12 protein-coding genes are annotated in these 19450 nt (G+C 73.9%); 2 read left to right on the top strand and 10 right to left on the bottom strand.

The features are described from left to right. Position 1: 1 nt before the first annotated feature. Positions 2–934: an ABC transporter substrate-binding protein gene (locus AC5L36_RS22530; protein ID WP_441218680.1), complete on the bottom strand. Its 933-nt coding sequence runs from the start codon at positions 932–934 to the stop codon at positions 2–4. Positions 935–1055: 121 nt separating this feature from the next. On the opposite strand from AC5L36_RS22530, the gene AC5L36_RS22525 reads away from it, so the two are divergent. Next, positions 1056–1799: a TIGR04222 domain-containing membrane protein gene (locus AC5L36_RS22525; protein ID WP_441218678.1), complete on the top strand. Its 744-nt coding sequence runs from the start codon at positions 1056–1058 to the stop codon at positions 1797–1799. 392 nt (positions 1800–2191) lie between these two features. Here AC5L36_RS22525 and AC5L36_RS22520 read toward each other — a convergent pair whose 3' ends face one another. After that, a complete protein-coding gene (locus AC5L36_RS22520) occupies positions 2192–3163 on the bottom strand; it encodes a LysR family transcriptional regulator (RefSeq protein WP_441218677.1) in 972 nt (323 codons plus the stop codon). Positions 3164–3254: 91 nt separating this feature from the next. Here AC5L36_RS22520 and AC5L36_RS22515 point away from each other — a divergent pair, with 91 nt between their 5' ends. Continuing rightward, positions 3255–4550, top strand: a complete 1296-nt coding sequence (locus AC5L36_RS22515) for an MFS transporter (protein ID WP_441218675.1) — start codon at positions 3255–3257, stop codon at positions 4548–4550. Positions 4551–4596: 46 nt separating this feature from the next. On the opposite strand, the gene AC5L36_RS22510 is transcribed toward AC5L36_RS22515, so the two are convergent. The 8 genes from AC5L36_RS22510 to AC5L36_RS22475 all read right to left on the bottom strand — a co-directional run bounded on the left by AC5L36_RS22510 (position 4597) and on the right by AC5L36_RS22475 (position 19433). Further along, the gene (locus AC5L36_RS22510; protein ID WP_441218673.1) at positions 4597–5592 is read right to left on the bottom strand and encodes a TAXI family TRAP transporter solute-binding subunit; all 996 of its coding nucleotides are present in this window, start codon (positions 5590–5592) and stop codon (positions 4597–4599) included. Next, a complete protein-coding gene (locus AC5L36_RS22505; protein ID WP_441218671.1) occupies positions 5589–7658 on the bottom strand; it encodes a TRAP transporter permease in 2070 nt (689 codons plus the stop codon). Before AC5L36_RS22505 ends, AC5L36_RS22510 begins: the two co-directional genes overlap by 4 nt. Before the next feature lie 101 nt (positions 7659–7759). Beyond that, on the bottom strand, positions 7760–7897 hold the full coding sequence (locus AC5L36_RS22500; protein ID WP_441218669.1) for a cellulose binding domain-containing protein: 138 nt from the start codon (positions 7895–7897) through the stop codon (positions 7760–7762). Positions 7898–7907: 10 nt separating this feature from the next. Next, on the bottom strand, positions 7908–8672 hold the full coding sequence (locus tag AC5L36_RS22495) for an alpha/beta fold hydrolase (RefSeq protein WP_441218667.1): 765 nt from the start codon (positions 8670–8672) through the stop codon (positions 7908–7910). 180 nt (positions 8673–8852) lie between these two features. Further along, on the bottom strand, positions 8853–14063 hold the full coding sequence (locus tag AC5L36_RS22490; protein WP_441218665.1) for a non-ribosomal peptide synthetase: 5211 nt from the start codon (positions 14061–14063) through the stop codon (positions 8853–8855). Then, positions 14060–16966, bottom strand: coding sequence for a condensation domain-containing protein (locus AC5L36_RS22485; RefSeq protein WP_441218664.1), 2907 nt, complete (start codon positions 16964–16966; stop codon positions 14060–14062). The genes AC5L36_RS22490 and AC5L36_RS22485 overlap by 4 nt, the downstream gene beginning before the upstream one ends. 3 nt (positions 16967–16969) lie before the next feature. Further along, positions 16970–18943: an HAD-IIIC family phosphatase gene (locus AC5L36_RS22480; protein WP_441218662.1), complete on the bottom strand. Its 1974-nt coding sequence runs from the start codon at positions 18941–18943 to the stop codon at positions 16970–16972. A gap of 316 nt (positions 18944–19259) precedes the next feature. After that, positions 19260–19433 (bottom strand): CsbD family protein, encoded by a 174-nt coding sequence (locus AC5L36_RS22475; protein WP_441218660.1) that lies wholly within the window; start codon positions 19431–19433, stop codon positions 19260–19262. Between the last annotated feature and the right edge of the window lie 17 nt (positions 19434–19450).

The following is a 19450-nucleotide window of genomic DNA, read 5'->3' as shown; positions in this document are numbered from 1 at the left end:
GTCAACCCGCTTCGTACACGATGGACTTCGCGTCTAACGGGTTTGTGAGCTGGCCCTGCTCGCGCATGAGGTCGATGAGCTTCTGGACGTGCGCGGCGTCGTTCGCGACGGGGAAGGCCGGCATGGTCATCGTGCTGGCCACCTCCGTCGAGACGTTGCGCACGAAGGTGGGCAGGATCGCCTCGACCACCTTGCGGTCGGCGGCCATCTGCTGGGCCTTGCGCATCGCCCGCTGGAACGCCGCGGCGGTCTTCGGGTTTTGCTCGGCCCACCCGTCGAGCGCGAAGTATCCGTCGAGCGGCAGGTCGGTGACCGGGGTGCCGCCGCCGTCGACGACGACGCGGGCGCCGAGCTTTTGCTTGGCGTCGGTGAGGAACGGCTCGGTCACGTGGATCGCGTCCACGTCACCCTTCTGCATCACGGCCGCCATCTGCGGGAAGACCACCTGCCGATAGTCGATCTTCGAGGGGTCGGCGCCGCCGGCCTTCACGATCGCGTTGAGCGTGATGGCCTGGATGTTGTTGAGCACGTGCACGGTGACGCTCTTGCCTTCGAGATCCTTGGCCGTCTGGATCGGCGAGCCGGGCATCACCAGCACGCCCATGAAGCCGGGCGTGAGCCGGGTGCCCTCGACGATCAGGTTGATCCTCAGGTCGCCCTTGTCGTGGCCGAGCAGCATCGAGGAGTTGTTGGCGAAGACGACGTCGATCGTGCCGTTCTTGAGCGCGGGGTAGGCCTGCGTGCTCTGCTGGACGGGCTGGGTCTCGACCTTCAGCCCCTCGGCCTCGAAGAGCTTTTCCTTCACCGCGATGTAATACGGCGCGTTCATGGGGAGGGAGAGCACCGCCACCTTGATGGTCGGCCGCTCCAGGCCGGCGCCGCCGCCGTCACCCGGGTCGTCGCCGCCACAGCCGGCGGCCAGCGATACGGTCACGAGAACGCCCAGAAGGGCACGACACCGAGACATTGACGCTTATAGTACTTGATCGACATCAATGCGTAAATCGCGCTTTTCCGCAATCCGGCCGCGAGCGCCCATGGTCCACACTGTCGACATGGGGCGTGAGGACATGCTGGTGACGGAGATCGCCTGCCTGGTCGGCGGCCGCTGGGCGACGATCCGCGCCGGCCTCGTCATGTTGCTGCGGCGCGGCCTGCTCAACACCAACCGCCGCGGCCGCGTCGAACGCGTCGGGAGCTCCCCGCGCGATGGTGAGCCGCTGGAGAAGGCGCTGTTCGCCGGGCTGCTCGGCTGGAGCGGCGCGCGCGAGGTGGGCGAAAAGCCCCGCGTCCGCGCCGTGCTGCGCGACACCCGCCGCGCACTCGAGCGGCGCGGACTGCTGCGCCCCGCCTGGAAACGCCTCGTCGTGCCGTTCGCGCTCGCCGTCGTACCGGGCGTCGTCGTGGCCCGGCTGGTGTCGCTCGGCGCCGTGCCGCCCGCCGGTGGCGTCTTCGCCGTCGTGGCCTGCGCCGCCGCCGCGATCTGGTTTCTGCCCCGCCGCACCGTCGCCGGCGCGCGTGCGCTACGCCGGCTCCGCGACGAGTACGCGGCCGACGTCGCCGCCCTCGAGTCAGGCGCGGCCGACGTGGCGGAGTGGTCACCGCGGCGGGTGGGTGCGATCGTCGCGCTCTACGGCGACGCCGCGCTGCTCGCCATCATGCCCGAGGCCCGAGGCGCCGGCCTGCTCCACGGCGGCCGCTGGACCCGGCGCATCCTCCACTCCAGTGAGGACTATGGCGAGTGGACGGACACCGCGATGAGCGAGATGAACCGGGAGAACCCGGTATCCGGCTTCTAGGGAGCTTTCGGAGTCGGGGTGGCCTGGCTCTGGATTCCTGTTAGGACGGAGATTTGGGCTACCGCGACGTTCGTCGTGGTCCAGACCGTTGCTCCCGCGGCCTCACCCTGCGCGGTTGGTCGCGGTCACGCCGCCCACATGCTGAGCCACCTCCCCAACCAGTGGGAAGGCGGGCCAACCCCCCCAGCCGCAGCAGGAGTGCGAAGCCCGGTTCCCACCGCATCCATTCACCCAACATCGTGAAACAAGCCGGGGACGGCCACGGCCGGAGCCCGAGGCCCCGCCGGAGGCGCCGAAGTAACCGCGACGCGCGCGGAGCTGGCAGCGGAGGTCGGAGATATCGGCGAGCGCTGCGAGCCGCCGACCTCCGCGTTCTCCGGCGGGAGCGACGGTCAGCGGCTGACGCGGACCCGGGAAATTTGCTTGAAGGAGCCGGGGCTCCAGCTGGGCAGCCAGATCTCGGTGTCGGGTGCGGGCGCTCGCCGGGCGGTGAGGTAAGCGCGCAGCGCGGCGAGCCCGGGATGCGGGTTGTCGGCGCGCCAGATCAGTGACATCGGGTAGATCGGCGCCGGGTCGCGCACCGGTACGCGGCGCAGGTCGTAGCTGTCCGGCCACAGGTAGCGCGAGCGTTCGCCGACGAGGGTGGCCAGCTCCGCGGAGTCGGCGATCTCGGCCATCAGGGCCTCGTTTCCGAATGCCGGCCCCACCACGTCGATCGTGAGGCCGAACGCGGCGGCCAGCTCGTCGTAGTAGTCGGCCCACTCGGTGCCGGCGTCCATGCCGGGCATCCAGATCCGGTGCGCGGCCAGCTGCGCGGGCGTGACGGCGCGGGCGGCGGCGAACGCGTGGCGGGGGCCGACGAGCAGCTGGTGCCTCTCGTCGATCACGCGGGCGGTCTCGATCGGGCCCGGCGGGCGGCGCGTGGAGGCCCGGACCGCGTGGAACGTGGCGTCGACGGTGCCGGCCTCGACGGCGGCGGTCGCGGTGTCGACGTCGCCGCTCAGGGTCACGACGTCCAGCGCGATCTCGGGGTGCGCGCGGTGGAAGTCTTGCAGGAGCACGGCTGGCGCGATCCGCCGGCTGTGCACGTCGACGCGTAGCGCGCGCCGGCCGGGACGCACGGACGCGTCGGCCCGGGCCGCCACCCGGAGCAGCTCGCGGGCGTGCGGCAGGAACGCCTGGCCGTCGACGGTGAGCTGGGCGCCGCGGGCCGTGCGGGTGAACAGGCGCACATCGAGGTCTCGTTCCAGCGCGGCGATGCGTTTGGAGACGGCCTGCTGGGTGACCGACAGGGTGGCGGCGGCCTCCTGGAACTGGCCGGCGTCCGCGGCGGCGACGAAGGTGCGCACGGCGTCGAGATCCACGCGCCACAAGGTACCCGTACAACGGCTGGTTGTGGCTCGCCGCCGGTTCCGTTGTTTGATCCGCGTTCCCGGGGCTTGCTTTGATCCGCCCGTGTTTGGCAGGCGATCCCTCGGACGGCGGTTCGGATGGCTCTGGGCCTCGTACGCGGTCAGCGCCTACGGCTCCGGGTTGGGCTTCGGCGCGCTCCCGCTGATCGCCGTGCTGGTGGTGCACGCCAGCCCCGCCCAGGTGTCCGCGCTGTCCGCGGTGGGGCCGGCGGTGGGCGCGCTGATCGCGTTGCCGCTCGGGCCGTGGGTGGAGTTTCGCCGCAAGCGCCCGGTGATGGTCGCGATGGACCTGGCCCGGTTCGCGGTCATGGTGACGATCCCGGTCGCGTACGCCTTCGGCCGGCTCACCTTCGTCCAGCTCCTCGCCGTCTCGGCGGTGGTCGCCGCGGCCCGGATCGCCCGCGTCGCGGCCGGCGGCGCGTACCTCAAGGCGATCGTGCGGCCGGAGGACCTGCTCGTGGCCAACGCGCGGCTCGAGTCGACGACGTGGAGCTCCATCGCGGTCGGGCCGCCGCTGGGCGGGGCGGCGATCGGCTTGTTCGGGCCGGTCGTCACGGTGCTGGTGGACGCGTTCAGCTACCTGCTGTCCGCGCTCGGGATCGCCGCCATCCGAGACCGGGAAGAGCGCCCGCGGCGCGCCGGCGGGGGCCGGGTCCGCGCCGGCGAGCTGCTCGACGGCTGGCGCCACATCCTGGGCCATCCCGACCTGCGGGCGCTCTACCTCAACCAGCTGCTCGTCAGTGGGTTGATCATGGCCACCGAGCCGCTCCTGGCCGTGCTCCTGCTCCGCGAGCTCGGCTTTCCGCCGTGGCAGTACGGGCTCGCCTTCGCCGCACCCTGCGTCGGTGGGCTCGTCGGCTCGCGGCTGGCCCGCCGGGTCGTGGCGCGGTACGGCCAGCACCGGGTCATCCGGACCGTCGGCACGCTGCGCGCGGTCTGGCTGATCGGCCTCGCCTTCGTCCAGCCCGGCGTCGCCGGCCTCGCGACGGTGATGGCCGTCGAGCTCGCGATCATCGTCAGCATGAGCCTGTACAACCCCGTGCTCGCCACCTACCGGCTCGAACAGACGCCCGGCGACCGCGTCGCCCGCGCCCTGTCGGCCTGGACGGTCGGCAGCGGTGCGGCCATCGCGGTCCTCAGCGCGCTCGGCGGCCTGCTCGCCGGCGCCACCAGCCCACGCACGGCCATCGCGGTCGCGGGGCTGCTGATCCTGGCCACCCCGCTGCTGCTCCCGCGCCCCAGTGCGGTGGCCACGAACCTTCATCGGGTGAGCGGCGGCCTTCGGCCGCCGCTCACCCGGGCCGGCGAAGCCGGCCGACGTTCGCGGCCACCGCGTTAGGCGACCTCGATGTAGTCGAGCTCGGCCCACCGCGCCAGATTTACCGTCAGGTCGGGGCGCCCAGGTCGTCCAGGGCCTTGACCGCTCCCCTGTGGAGGGTGACGGGGTCGGTCTTGCGGGCCTTGTCGAGGCTGATCTCCTTGGCGGCGGCGTTGGCCTGTTCGAGCTGGGGCTTGCGGTCGAAGAGCGCCTTGGTCAGGGCGCAGACCACGTTCGCGTCGGTGTCCTGCTTCACGAGCAGCAGGTTGGGCACGACGATGGTCTTGGCGTCCGCGGGCAGGCCGTACGTGGCGGCCGGGATCGCGCTCTCCTCGTAGACCGGGTTGACCTCCTTCATCTTCGGCAGCAGCGGCGTGATGTCGATGAACCGCACCTCGCCCTTGGCCGTCGTGAACAGGTCGGTGACGCCCGGCGTGGGCAGGCCGCCCGACCAGAACATCGCGTCGATCGAGCCGTCCTTCATGCCGTCGACGGTCTTGGTGAGGTCGAGGCGTTGGGCCGAGACGTCCTTGGCGGGGTCGAGGCCGGCGGCGGTGAGCAGGCGGTTGGCGATCACCTCGGTGCCCGACTTGGGCGAGCCGGTCGAGACGCGCTTGCCCTTCATCTGCTCGACCGTCGTGATGCCGGCGTCGGTGCGGGCGATGACCTGCGTGTAGTTGGTGTAGATGCGGGACAGCGCCTGCACCGGCTGGGGCGCGTCGAAGCTGCCCGTGCCCCGCACCGCGTCGGCCGCGCTGTCCGCGAGCGAGAACGCCACCTGGTACGTGCCGGCCACCAGCTGCTGGATGTTCTGCACCGAGGCGCCGGTCTCGGCGGCGGTCGCCTGTACCTTGCCGCCGGTGGCCGCGGCGATCTGCTCGGCGTAGGCGTTGCCGAGCGCGAAGTAGACGCCGGTGGCGTTGCCGGTCGCGATGCCGACCCGCACGTCGCCGGCCACCTCGCAGGTGACGTCGCCGCCCGTGTCGGTGCCGGCGGCGTCCTGCCGCCCGCCGCACGCCGTCAGGCCGGCGGCCACCAGGACCAAAGCGAGTACAGCTCTCATGTCGACTCCTTCCCCAGGGGTGGGCGGCGCAGTCGTACCGCGACGAGCGCCGCCGCCAGCAGTGCGCAACCGGCCGTGATGGTGACCGGGTGCAGGTAGAGCAACAGCAGACCGGCCACCGCGGTGACGGTCCGCTCGGGCACGGCGGCGGGGCCGAGGCCGAGCACCCAGCCGCCGGTGGCGATCGCGAGCGCGGCGACGGCGAGGCAGGCCACGGCGGTCGTCCAGACCACGCCCCAGACCGGGCCGCGGCCGAGCAGGTACTCGCCGGGTCCGGTGAGCACGAACGTGATCGGCACCAGGAACGCGGGCAGCGCGTACTTGAGCGCCTGCCACATCGTCGGCACCAGACGGCCGCCGGTGACCGCGGAGGCGCCGACCGCGGCCAGCGCCGTCGGCGGGGTGACCTCCGAGAGCACCGAGTAGTAGAAGACGAACATCGCCGCGGCCGGACCGGGCACGCCGAGCGTGAGCAGCGCCGGGCCGATGATGACCCAGCCGATGATGAACGACGCGGTCACCGGCACCGCCAGCCCGAGCAGCGAGAGCGCGACCGCCGCGAACACCACCGTCAGCGCGAGCACGGCGGTGCGGTTGTCGGCCAGCGACTCGGCGGTGCGTACCAGGAGGGAGGCGAGCTGCGCGCCGAGGCCGGTCTTCGTGGTGACCGCGGTGATGACGCCCGCCGCCGCGCAGACGGCCGCGACCGGCAGTACCCCGCGCACGCCGGCCGACAGCGCCTCGAATAGGCGGCGCGGGGTGAGCCGGCCGCGCCGGTCCAAGAAGGACAGCGCGAAGGCGAGCACGGTGGCGTACACGACGGCCTTCGTCGCGCTGACGCCGACCGCGAGCAGCACGACGATCGCGGCGAGCGAGGAGAAGTGGTATCCGAAGCGGGCGAGCAGCCGCCACGGCGAGTCGACCGCCACGTCCACCGGCCGGACCCGGAAGCGGCGTGCGTCGATCTCGACCGCGAGCAGGATGCCGAGGTAGTACAGGACGGTCGGGATCATCGCCCAGCCGAGCACGGTGAGGTACGAGACCTCCAGGTACTCGGCGACGATGAACGCGGCCGCGCCGAGCGTGGGCGGGGAGAGGATCGCACCGACCCCGGCCGCCGCGAGCATGCCGCCCGCCTGCTCGGCCGGGTACCCCGCGCGCCGCAGGATCGGCCAGGTGACCGCGCCGACGCTGACGGCGGTGGCGGTACCCGATCCGGAGACCGTGCCGAGGAGGAAGCCGGACGCGACCGCCGTGCGCCCGGCGGCGCTGCGGGAGCGGCGGAACGCCGCGACCGAGAGGTCGACGAAGAACCGACCGGCGCCGGAGAGGTCGAGCACCGCGCCGTAGATCGTGAACAGCACCACGTACGAGGCGGCCACGTCGAGCGGGGTGCCGTAGAAGCCGCTGCCGGAGTTGTAGAGCGCGTCGACGATCTGGCTGAAGTCGAGGCCGGCGTGCGCGATCGTCCAGGTCTGCGGGAGGAGGCCGCCGTAGTAGCCGTACGCGAGGAAGGCGAGGCAGACGGCCGGCAGCACCCAACCCGTGGTGCGGCGGCAGGCCTCGACGACGAGCAGCAGCAGGACCCCGCCCATCGCGATGTCCGCGGGGTCCAGCAGCGCCTGGCGGTCCAGGAACGCGTCGTATCCGCCGCTGGCGAAGGGCAGGACGGGGTACAGGCAGACGGCGAGCGTGACGGCGGCGAGCGCCCAGTCGACGGGCGTGGGGAGGTCTCCCGCGCGGTCCGCGTCTTTCGCCCGGCGGAGCCGCGCCGGGAGCGGGATGCCGCTGCGGTAGCTGAGGAAGACGAGCGGCAGCACCCCGGCCAGGAAGATGATCAGGTAGAACTGGCTGCCTTGGGCGAGCGGCCGGAAGACCTGCCACAGCACGAGCACCGCCACCGCGAACGCCACGACGGCCACGCCGCGCTCGACCGGCCCGGTGAGCCGCCGCGCGGGTCGCTCCTCGTCGTCGTACACGACGGTGGGCTCGCCGGGCCGCCCGTCTTCCACTATGGACACGGGCGGGTCGGCAGAGCGGGGTGCGGCGTCCCGCCTTTCGGACATAGCCGGACCATACTACGGATAAATCGAAGTATCGCGCTTTCTAGATCGACAACTCGCCGAGCGGTCACTCGGGCGCGCCCACGTGACGCGCTCGGGCGCGCCTACGTGACGCGGCAGATGGGTGTGGGCGTCACCGGCGTCCCGCTCGAGCCGCCGGTCAGGCCGAACGTCGTGGTCGCGTTGGCCGCGAGCGCACCGTTCCAGCTCAGGTTCGTCACGGCGACGTCGGCGCCGCTCACCAACGCCCTGTCAATCGCCGAAGAACTCCACCAGCGCCGGCGCGACGGCGGCCGGATCCGCGACGTGCCCCTGCCCGGCGAACGTCGCCCGCACCCCGTTCGGCAGCAGCGCGGCGACCGCGTCGGCCGCGTACCCGAAGAACTCGTCGCCGCCCCCAGTCGCGACGAGCGTGGGCTGGGTGACCGCCGCCAACCGCGCGGCCGGCGGCGGCCCGTAGAGGGCGGCGTCGTACGCGAGCGTCGGCGCGAGCGCCTCGAGGCCGGACCAGTAAGGCGAACGCCGCGCACCCTCGACGTCCGCGTCCGACGAGCCGGCCAGCCGCATGAACAACGCCAACGCCTCGTCCCGCCGCCCACCGCCAAGCGCCTCCGCCAGCCGCGCGCGGTACTCGTCGTAGCGCGCCGCCGCGCCCGGCGACGGGTCGTAGGGCACCTCGTAGAGCGCGAGCTTCGCGACCGGCAACCCGGCCGCGGCCGCCTCCAGCGCGAACATGCCGCCCGACGACACACCGTAGAGGCGGACCGGCTCGCCAGCCACGGCGATCAGCGCCCCGAGGTCCTCGACCTCCCGCCCGACCGCGTACGGCGGCGTGTCGCCACTCCCACCCCGGCCGCGGCGCGCGTAGTTGTAGACGGTGAAGCGCCCCGCCAGCGCCGGCACCAGCGGCGCGTTCTCCGCACCGTCGTCGAGCGCCCCACCCACCAGGATCACCGCCGGGCCGCTCCCCGCCCGCTCGTACGCGATCCGCGTCCCGTCCTTCGACACCACGATCATCGGTCGCCCCCTCGTCAGCCCTCACCCTAGAGGCGCCGCCAGATTCGGAGCCGGGGTGGCTTCGACCATCGAATCCCTCATTTGGAGAGAGATTGAGCTACCGCGATGTCCGTCGTGGTCCAGACCGCTGCTCCCGCGGCCTCACCCGTCCGCCGTTGGCCGTCCTCGACACCGAAAGATCTAGTGGGGCGTTGTGCGGTTGGAGAGGGCGGCCAGGCCGACGAGGTCGTCGGGTTCGGCGTCGGGGACGTCGCGGTCGAAGTGGGCCAGCACCGGCGTGCGCAGCGACACCGCGACGAGTGTGGCCATCGCGACCGCGCAGAGCAGGTAGAGCAGGCCGGTGCCGCGGCCGGCGCCGGTGCCGATCAGCGCGCCGACCGAGCCGGCGAGGAGGCCGTCCGGGGCGACGAGGGGTTGCAGCGCGGCGCTGGCGAGGGGTGCCAGCAGGTAGCCGAGGGAGAGCACCGAGAGCGCGACCATCTGGTTGAGGGCGATCACGCGGGCGTGGAAGCGCTGCGGCACCTTGGTGTGGATGATCGTGATCCAGGCGCCGTTGACCAGCACCAGCGCGAACGAAAGGCAGAACGTGCCGGCGGCGATCAGCGCTACCGACGGGCGCAGGCCGGTCACCGCGGCGGCCGCGGCTATGCCGGCCGCCGCCCACAGCAGGCCGCGCATCCGGTGGCGTTTGGGGCCGCCCCACAGCGCCATCACCAGGCCGCCGGCGATCGCGCCGGCCGCCGACACCATCGCCACGCGGCCGGCGTCGGCCAGTGAGCCGACGGCCAGCACGAGTGGGGAGACAAGCACGAGTACCGCGGCGAGGGGTGCGTTGAGGCCGACGAAGAAGAGCAGCATCGCGCGCAGGCCGGGGCGGCGGAAGAAGTAGTGGTAGCCGCCGCGGATCTCGGCGAGCACGGTCTCCCGGCGGCGCCACGCCATCGTGCGCGGGAAGCGGATCGCCAGCAGTACGGCCACGCAGGCGGCGTAGCTGGCCACGTCGAGCAGCAGGATGCCGAGCATGCCGAGCGAGTGCAGCAGCGCCACCGCGACGAGCGGCACCAGGAACTGCGCCGCCCCGGTCGCCAGCTGCACCACCCCGTTCGCGTGTCCTAAGTAGTGTTTGGGCACGAGCTGGGGCACGGCGGACGTGTACGCGAGGCGCTGCAAGGTGAGCGCCACCGACAGCGCGGCCAGCAGTCCATAGAGGACGGCCGAGCCGAGCGCGCCCGTGGCGAGCAGCACCGCGAGGGCGGCCTGGATCAGTCCGGCCAGGACGCTCGCGCCGATCAGCGCGCGGCGGCGGTCGCCGCGGTCGACCAGCGCGCCCGCGACCGGTGCCACGAGGATGCCGGGCAGTACGCCCGCCACGGCGAACAGCGCGAAGCGCAGCAGTGACTGGGTCTCCAGGTAGGCCCAGATGGGCAGCGCGAACTCGGTCAGTGCGGTGCCGGTCATGGACACGAGCTGGCCGGCGGCGACGGCGAGGAAGCGGCCCATGCTCGGCCGCGGTCCCGCGACAGCCGGCACGTCCGAGGCCGCTACCGGCACCTCGCCGGTCACGATGCCGGCCAGCTCGGCCGCCCGGTACTTCAGGAAGTAGTGCCCCGCCTCGTCCAGCACGACGAGGCCGGTGCGCGGGGAGAGGAAGCCCCACTCCCGGAAGCGCTCCTGGTAGTAGTCGGTGCCCGGGTCCTTCTCACCCACGACGGAGACGATCGGGGCGTCGAGGGGGGCGACGCTGGAGGCGAGCAGGCGGGTGAAGTACGCCTCCGCCTCCTCGGCGTCGCGGCGCATGGCCCGGATCAGGTGCCGGCGCTGGTCCGGTTCGAGCGCGCCGACGTCGGCGCCCATCGACTGGAGCCAGTTCGCGTAGACGGTGTCGGAGCGGAGCCGTTCGAAGCGGAAGAGCGAGGCCACCTTGGGGCGCGCGAACGGGAAGACGCCGCCGAGGAAGACCGCGTCGAGGGTGCGGCCGGCCGCCTCCAGCCGGCGGGCCACCTCGACGGTCAGCGCGGCGCCGGGGCCGCAGTGTCCATAGAGGACGAGTGGGCCGCCGACCCGGCTCAGCACCTCCTCGGTCACCCGCGCGGCCACCTCGTCGAGCGGCTGCGCCTCCTCCGCGACGCCGAGGTCGTGGCCGGGCACGGCGACCGACCAGAGCCGCACGCCGTCCGGCAGCGCGTCGGCGAGTGGCTGGTACACCACCGCGCTGGCGCCGCCGTACGGCACGCAGACCAGCGACCGGGTCGCGGCCGCTGAGCCGCGGGTCAGCTCGTGCAGCAGCGGGCGGGGGCCCGATCGCGAGCCGAGGCGGGCCAGCCCGCGCACGGTCGGGTGCTTGAACAGGTCCATCGCGGTGACCGGGGCCGGCAGCCGCCCGCGCAGCCGGCTCACCACCTGGATGGCGAGCAGCGAGTGCCCGCCGAGCGCGAAGAAGTCGTCGTGCGCGCCGACCCGTTCGACGCCGAGCAGATCCCGCCAGACCTCGGCGATCGCCTCCTCGACGGGTCCGTCCGGCGGGACGAACGCGGCGCCTGGCGCCGCGGACGGCGCCGGCAGCGCGGACCGGTCGACCTTGCCGTGCGCCATCCGGGGCAGCGCGTCGAGCCACACCACCTGGGCCGGCAGCATGTACTCCGGCAGCGTGCCGGCCAGCCGCTCCCTGATCGGCGGCTCGGTCGCGCCGGCCCGCTCCAGGTAGGCGACGAGCCGCTCGCCGTGCACCACGACGGCGGCCTGGGTCACCTCGGGCAGGGCGGCGAGGGCGGCCTCGATCTCGCCGAGCTCGATCCGGTAGCCGCGGAGCTTCACCTGGTGGTCGCGCCGGCCGAGAAACTCCAGGTCGCCGCTGGGCAGCCAGCGGGCCAGGTCGCCGGTGCGGTAGAGCCGGCCGTACGCCGCCGTCTCCACGAACCGTGACGCGGTCAGCTCGGGGCGGCCCAGGTAGCCGCGGGCCAGCCGGTCGCCGCCGAGGAACAGCTCGCCGACCGCGCCCTCCGGCACCGGCCGCAGCAGCCGGTCGAGCACGTACACGCGGGCGTGTGGCAGCGGGCGGCCGATCGGCGTGGTGACCGAGCCCGGGTCGACGTCGGGTCGCACCTCGTACGTGGTGACGCCGACCGTCGCCTCGGTCGGTCCGTAGTGGTTGACCACCGCTGCGGGGGAGAGGCCGGCAAGCTCCCGGGTCCAGTCGGCGCGGGACGCCTCCCCGCCGAGCAGCAGCGCCCGGCGCGGGAGCAGGTCGCGGGCCGGCACCTCGGCGGCGAGCGCGGCGAGGTGCGACGGGGTCAGCTTGAGGTAGTCGATCCGGGCGACGGCCAGGTGTGCGGCCACCTCCTGCGCGGTGGCCCGGCGGGGGATCAGGTGCACCTGGCCGCCGGTGGCGAGCGCCAGGTAGAACATCGTGACCGCGAAGTCGAACGACAGCGACTGCATCAGCCCGTAGGCGGCACCGTCCACGATGTCCAGCCGTTCGCGCACCCCGTCGAGGTAGCGCACGAGCTGGCGGTGTTGGACGGCGACGCCCTTGGGCTGGCCGGTCGAGCCGGAGGTGTAGATGACGTAGGCGAGGTTGTCGGGTTGGGCGACCGGCGGGAGCGGCCCGGACTCGCCGCCGGTCACGTCGGTGAGGACCGTGCCGCCGAAGGCCTCGAACAGGCCGGCCAGGTCCGGTGACGTGAGCAGCACCTCGGCGCCCGCGTCGGCGAGCAGGTACGCCAGGCGGGCCGGCGGCTGCTCCGGGTCGAGGGGCAGGTAGGCGCTGCCGGCCTTGAGCACGCCGAGTACGGCCACCGCGGAGGCGGTCGACTGGGCCAGGCAGATGCCGACCCGCGCGTCCGGCCCGACGCCCAACCCGCGCAGCCGTAGCGCGAGGCCGTTCGCGAGCCGGTCGAGGCGCCGGTAGGTGAGCGTGTCCACGGCGGGCGCGTCCGGCGTGCGGGCGACCCACTCGTCGAACCGGTCGGTCAGCAGGGCCGGCGGCGGCGCCTCTCCCGGCTCGCCGGAGAGCGACGCCAGCCGCTCGTGCTCGGCGGGGGTCAGTAGGTCCAGTGTGGACAGCGGTGCCGACGGCGCGGCGGAGACCTGGCGCAGCAGTGCGCGGTAGCGGGCGAAGAGCGTCGCCACCGTCGCCGCGTCGAAGAGGTCGGTGTTGTAGGTGACGGTGCCGGTCAGGTCGTCGCCGTCGTGGTGCAGGTACAGCGCCAGCTCGTGCCGGGTCGTCGACGGCGCCACGTCGAACGGGGCCACCGCGAGCGACCCGAGCCGCCCGTCCCGGCCCTTGGTGTAGTTCTGCATCGCGAAGCTGACCTGGAAGACCGGCGGCCGCCGCACGTCGCGGGTCACTTTCAGCTCGCTGACCAGCCGCTCGAACGGCAGCTCCTGGTGCGCGAACCCGTCGATCGCCGCCTCCCGCACCCGGCCGAGCAGCTCGGCGAAGGACGGGTCGCCGTCGAGGTCGGCGCGGAACACGACGGTGTTGACGAACAGCCCGACGAGGCCCTCGGCCTGCGGCTGCCCGCGCCCGGAGACCGGCACGCCGACGGCGAAGTCGTCCTGACCCGCGTACCAGCCGAGCAGGGCCTGGAAACCGGCGAGCAGCACCATGAACGGGGTCGCGCCGCCGGCCCGGCCGACGGCGGCGAGCGCCCCGGTCAGCGCGGCGTCGAGCCGGAACGTGTGCACCGCCCCGGACGACGTCTGCTCCGGCGGGTAGGGCCGATCGGTGGGCAGCTCCAGGGCGGGCACGCCGGCCAGCCGCTCCCGCCAGTACGCCAGGTCGCGCTCGGTCGAGCCGAGCGCGCGCTGCCAGCGGGCCCAGTCGCCGTACCCGATGGAGAGCTCGGCCAGGCCGGCCGGCACGCCGGTGCGCGCGGCGTCGTAGAGCGCGCCCAGCTCGTCCAGGATCAGCTCGGTGGACCAGCCGTCGCTGACGATGTGGTGCATCGTCAGGCAGAGCACGTGGTCGTCCGGGGCGAGCGGGACGAGCGCGGCGCGGAAGAGCGGCCCGGCCGCGAGGTCGAACGGCGCGGCCACCGCCCGGGCGAGTACCGCGCGGGCCTCCGCCTCGCCGTCGGCGCGCAGGACGTCGAGCGGGACCGGCGCGGGCGCGGCCACCTCGACCAGCGGCTGGCCATCCACAGTGGACGGGAAACGCATCCGCAGGCTGTCGTGCCGGGCGGCGAGCGCGTCGAGCGCGGCCCGCAGGGCGGGCAGGGAGAGCGGGCCGGACACCCGCAGCGGCAGCCACATGTGGTACGTCGCGGTGCCCGGGGAGTACTGCTCCAGGAACCACATCCGCTCCTGGGCGTAGGAAAGCGGCGGCGGCCCGCCTTCGCGCGTGATGGCGGGGGCGGCCGCCTTCCAGCGCCGCGCCAGCGCCGACGTCATCGGGCCAGCTCCTCGAGGGCCTCGGTCAGGCCGGCGACGGTCGGGTGGGTGAAGAGCAGCCGGACCGGCACGTCCAGCCCGGTCGCCGCGTTGATCCGGCCGATCACCCGCATGGCGTGCAGCGAGTGGCCGCCGAGCGCGAAGAAGTCGTGGTGGGTGCCGACCTTCTCCAGGCCGAGCACCTCGGCGACCACGCCGGCGACGAGCTCCTCGCCCTCGGTGCGGGGCGGCACGTACTCCACGGGAAGCGGCGGGGGAGCGGCGGCCGCCAGTGGCACCGCCACCGGCTCGGGCACGCTCGCCAGCACCGCCTCGTCGACGATGCGGTCCGGCCCGCCGGCGAGCAGCCGCAGCAGGTCGTGGTAGCGGGTGGCGAGCGCCTCCACCGGCTCGGCGGCGAACCGGCCGGCGGGGTACTCGAAGACGAGCTTGACCTCGCCGGTGGCCGTCGGCATCGCGATCAGCGTGAGGTCCACATGGGAGTGTCCGGCCGCCACGGGCAGCACCTCGGCGGTCAGTCCGGCCCACGGGATGTCGTGCAGCCGGTGGTCCTGCATGCTGAAGCCGAACCCGACGAGCGGTGGCCGCCCCGGCACCCGCGGCGGCGCGAGCGCGGCGACGACCGCCTCGAACGGCGCGTCCTGGTGCGCCAGCGCCCCGGCGAACGCCTCGCCGACCCACCGCACCGCGTCCGGAAACGACGGCTCGCCGCCGAGGTCGGCGCGGACCGCGACGATGTTGGTGAAGTCGCCGACGACCCGCTCGGCGCCGGGTTCGGTGCGCCCGCCGACGAAGACGCCGATCGGCACGTCGTGGCGGCCCAGGTAGCGCCCGAGCAGCAGCTGGTACGCGGTCAGCAGGATCGGTGCCAGGCTGAGCCGCCCAGCGCCGCCGGCCGCGGTGGCGAGCCGCTTGGCGAGGTCGGGCGCGAGCATGCGGACCGCCTCGCCGGTACCATCCCGGGGCGTGGCGGGCGGCGGCAGCGGCAGCGCGGCGGGCGGGCCGGCTCCGTCCAGAGTGGAGCGCCAGTAGGCGATCGACCGCTCCAGCCCGCCGCCCGCGAGCCGGCGGCGCTGGTGCACGGCGACGTCCGGGTACTGCACCGGCGGCCCGTCGAACGCCGGTTCGGCGCCGGTGACCCGCGCGGAGTACGCGGCCGCGACCTCGCCGGCGACGATGCCGAGCGACGCGGCGTCCATGACGAAGTGGTGGCCGACCAGCACGAAGACGCCGTCCTTGAGCAGCCCCATCCGGACCAGCGGCCCGTCGCGCAGGTCGAACGGCTCGGCGCGAAAGGCGTCGACGTCCACCGTGGACTCCACCCGCAGCGGGGAGCGCAGGCCGCCGACGACCCGCTGCCGGGGCTCCTCCGCGCCGGGCACCGGCACGGTCCGCAGGCCGTCGTGCCGGGCCACCACCTCGTCGACGGCGGCGGCGAGGGCGGCCACGTCCACCGGCCCGCGCAGCCGGATCGCGGTCGCCACGTGCGCGCTCGCGCCGTCCGGGTCCACCTGGGCGGCGAGCCAGGCGCGCCGCTGGTGGTACGAGCACTCGAACTCCTCCTCGCCCTCCGTCCTGGGTGGACGCGGCACCGGCCGCAGGCGTTTGAGGAGCGCGGCGCGTTGCTCGGGCGAGAGCCGCTGGATCCGGTCGCGCACGGATGCCTCCTTCGCGGTCGTGACCGGTGCCGCCGTCACCCGGGCCCCGAGCAAACCTTCGAGCCGGTCGCACGCCGCCTCGACGGCGGCGGTCGAGTCGACGAGCGGTGCCCGATCCCGGTTGCGGGCCGCGTACCCGGGGTCGTCGAGCACCTTCCGGATGAGGCCGGCGGCCGCGTCCGGGGTCCAGCGGGCGGCCGGCAGCCACTCGGCGAGGCCCAGCCGCCGCAGCCGGGCGGCGTTGTCCGGCCGGTCGGTGCCGTGCGCGAGGATCACCTGCGGCGTGCCGGACGCGATCGCCCGCGCGCAGGTGAGCACCCCGCCGTGGTGCACGACGGCGGCGACCCGCGGCATCAACGTGCGGAAGGGCAGCGACGGCTGCCAGATCACGCCCTCGGGCAGTGGGTCCGGCACCATGTCGCGGTGGCGGCAGACCAGGATGCCCGGCCGGCTGGCCAGCGCGCAGGCCTCGGCGGCGACCCGGTACCACTCCCGGTGCAGCAGCTGCCCTGAGCCGCCGGTCAGCAGCACCGGGCCGCGGCCGGACTCGACAAGGGCGGTCACCTCGGCCGGCAGGTCGCCGGTCTCCGCGTCGTCGTGCGTCACGAAGCCGGGCAGCGCCGCACCGGCCGGTGCCGGCTCGCCCGCCGTGTCGAACCAGTCCGGCCAGAGCCCCATCTGGAGGTCGGCCGAGGAGAGCCAGGTCGCCCAGTCGTCCACGGTGGACAGCCCGACGGCGGCGCGGACCCGGCCGGCCGGACCGGCGAGGGTCTGCGGGAAGAGGCGCTCGGTCAGCGGCACGGCCATGAAGAGCGTGGGGGAGAGGGCGAGCCAGGCCGCCGGCACGCCGTGGGACTCGCGCAGCATCAGCGCGGACAGGCCGGAGGTGTGCCGGCTCACCGCCACCACCTGGCCCAGCTCGCGCGCCCGGGCCAGGGCGGCCATCGACTCGTACTCCCGGCGGATCTGCTCCCACAGGCCGTTGCGCTCGTAGAACTCGGCCAGGTGGTTGACGTCCGCGAGCACGTCGAGCAGCAGGTGCCGGGAGTCGTGCAGGGTGCGGGCGTACTCCTCCTCGGTGTCCACCGCCACGAAGTCGAGGCCGGCCGCGCGGGCGGTGGCGCCGTAGTACGCGTGCGTGTGCAGGACGACCTCGTGGCCGCGCCGGCGCAGCGCCTGCCCGATCCGGATGAACGGCAGCACGTCGCCGTTCGTGCCGTACGTGGTTACCAGGAACGTGCCCATGGTTCAGCGGTCGGCATCGAGCAGCGCGCGGACCTCGTCGTCGGACAGCTGTTCCAGCTCGGCGAGCAGGTCGTCGAGGCCGGCCGACTCGTGCCGCTTGATCGTGCGGGCGATGTCGGCCACCGTGAACGCGTCGGTGAACAGCGCGTCGACCGGCAGTTCCACGCCGAAGTCGTCGCGGACCCGGACGGCGAAGCGCACCAGCGCGAGCGAGTGGCCGCCCAGTTCGTGGAAGTTGTCGTGCACCGACGTCGGCGGGAAGTCGAGCAGCTCGGCCCAGATCGCGGCGACCCGCGCCTCGGTCGGGTCGTCGGTCTCGACGGTGGCGGCGGCGTGCCGGGAGTCGATCGCGGCCAGCACCGCGGCGGCGGAGGTGAGCCCGCTCGCGATCCGGTGCACGCGCTCGGCGTCGGCGGGCCGGCCCGGCACGGCCGTCGACTCGACGGCGGCCGGCGGCGCGGCCGCGGGCGGCTCGTACCGTGCCCCGAGCGCGTCCACGGTGGACAGCACGAACGCGTCCCCCTCGCGGCGTACGCCGGGCAGCCCGGTCAGGAAGTCGTACGCGGGGCGGTTGCGGTCGGTAGGTGCGTAGGCGAGGGCGATCTCGGTGAGCCCCCAGTTGGCGGCGTGCGCGCCGAGCATGGCGAGGACCCGGTGCTCCACGCCGCGCCCGAGCACCCGGCAGCTCAGCAGGAACGTCTCCACGGCCAGCCGGTCGCCCCAGACCTCGTGGACGACGACGCCGACCTGGCCGTACGAGCCGAACCGGTCCGCCACGTCGACCACGAGCACGTCCACCGTGGACAGTTCGGCCGCCGTCCGGCGTACCGTCGTGAGGTTGAACTGGTTGGTGCGCTGGGTGAGCTGCGCGGTGCGGGCGAGGTCGGCGGGCGCCATCGGCCGCACGTCGACGACGAGGCCGAGCCCGTCGAGAAAGCTCGCCATCGACGGCGCGGCGGTGCGCGCGGCCCGGCGGCGGGCCTCCACCGCGTAGCGCTCGGCCCGCTCGCGGTCATCGTCGGTGACCGCGGTGTGGTCGAGCGGCCAGCAGTGCCGCAGGTAGTCGGCGACGCCGTCGAGGGGCAGGGTGAGCGCGAGCACCTCCGGGTGGGCGGCGCGCACCTCGGCGACCTCGACCGGGTTATCGTCGAGGAAGACGAACGCGTCGAGACCGAGGTCGAGCTCGGCGGCGAGCGCGGCGAGGTTGGCCGACTTGGGGCGCCAGTCGATCCGGTGCGCGGTCACGTGCTCGGGGCGCAGCACCATGTCCGGGTGGTCGGCCAGCACGGCGAGCACGTCGGCCTCGGTGTTCTTGCTGCATATGGCGATGAGCCGGCCGGCGGCCCGCTGGGCGAGCAGCAGCTCCTGGAACGCGCGGCGGGCGGCCGGGACCCGCACGCCGAACGTGCCGTCCTCGCCCACGACGCCGTCCCACAGCGTGTTGTCGGCGTCGACCGCGATCACCTTGGGGCGTGGTGTGAGCCACGCGTGCGCCGCGCGGGCCACCACGGTGCCGAGCGCGGCGAACATCGCCCGCGTGTACGGCACGTCCGCGGACCGCTCGCCGTAGGCGTCGAAGTAGTCGGCCACGGGGTAGAGCGCGGCCAGGTCGGCGCTGGTCACGACCCGCACGCGCGGGTCGGCGGAGAGGGCCGCGGCGAGGCGGGTCTCGGCGGCCGCGGCGGAGGTGCCGGGCGGGGGTGGGCAGCAGACCACGAGATGGGGTACCGGCGCGCGGCCGGCGCTGTGCCGCACGGCGGCGGCGAGGTCGTCGGCCTCGGCGTCCCGCCACCGGTCGAGGCGGACCAGCACCACGTTGACGCCGTGCCGGTTGGCGGCGAGGGGTCCGTCGCCGTCGAGCAGCGCCTGGAAGACCTGGTTGTACGGCGCGAAAGCGGTGCGGGCCGGCACGCCGAGCTCGTCCCACCAGTGGCGCAGCGACTCGTCGACCGGGTCTGCCGTGAAGCTGGCGGCCACGGCAACGCACAGTTCGTCCAATGTAGAGGCCCCCTCGTGTCGCGCCCACGCGGGAGCCGTGTGGGAGCGCTCCCATAGCTTGCGGTAGACAGCAGTCTAGCCATGGGTGAGGGCCTGTCAACGCCGCGCGGTCGGCCCGGTCGACCCGCCGGATCGACGCATTTCACGAGGTCAATGCGGTGGCCGGCGGCCGGGCCGGCGCCCGGAACCTGGCCCAATGGCCCACCCAGGTTGATCCGTTCGGGTTAGTCGGCCGGCCAAGTCACCGCACGACGGAGGGCCGCGGCCAGCGCCGCGGCCCTCTCCGTGGGCGTGCTCAGTCGCGGAAGGCGTCCTTGACCTTCTCGCCGGCCTGCTTGAGGTCGGCGGCGCTCTGGTCCACCTTGCCCTCGGCCTCGAGGTCCTCGTCGTCCGTGGCCTTGCCCACGTGCTCCTTGACCTTGCCGCCCATTTCCTCGGTCTTGTTGTCGATCTTGTCGTCCAGGCCCATGGCCTGCCCCTTCCGTC

The organism is Phytohabitans sp. LZ39 (assembly GCF_059359075.1).
The sequence above is the reverse complement of the archived record's forward strand: the minus strand, read 5'-3'. Positions and strand labels throughout refer to the sequence as shown.